This window comes from Pseudomonas sp. 86_A (assembly GCF_017491705.1).
Classification (GTDB): domain Bacteria; phylum Pseudomonadota; class Gammaproteobacteria; order Pseudomonadales; family Pseudomonadaceae; genus Aquipseudomonas; species Aquipseudomonas koreensis.
This window is the reverse complement of the sequence record NZ_JAFGYS010000230.1, coordinates 1-247: the sequence shown is the minus strand read 5'-3', so window position 1 is coordinate 247 and position 247 is coordinate 1. Positions and strand designations below refer to the sequence as shown.

Annotated in this window: 1 pseudogene; it reads right to left on the bottom strand. The window is 57.9% G+C overall.

Annotated features, from left to right (window positions below):
- Positions 1-132 precede the first annotated feature (132 nt).
- Positions 133-247: pseudogene (locus tag J5M57_RS28790) on the bottom strand (amino acid ABC transporter ATP-binding protein); the annotation flags it as partial.

Sequence of the window (247 nt, the reverse complement as noted above, 5' to 3'; positions counted from 1 at the left end):
CTTGGCTTTGGATTGCGGCATGGTCAGGTGGGTCTCGGTCGATAACCCCGACATCGTGCCACGATCAAACGCTGACGCCAACGCGCATGGTTCAAACCGTTGATCCAACACAACTTCTGTGGCGAGGCAGGCTCAGTTGGCGGCTTCAACGGTGCCAATAAAGTTCGCCAGCTCCGCCGTCTGCGGGTTGGCAAACAACACCTTCGGATCCCCCACCTCATGCACCTTGCCGTGATGCATGAACACC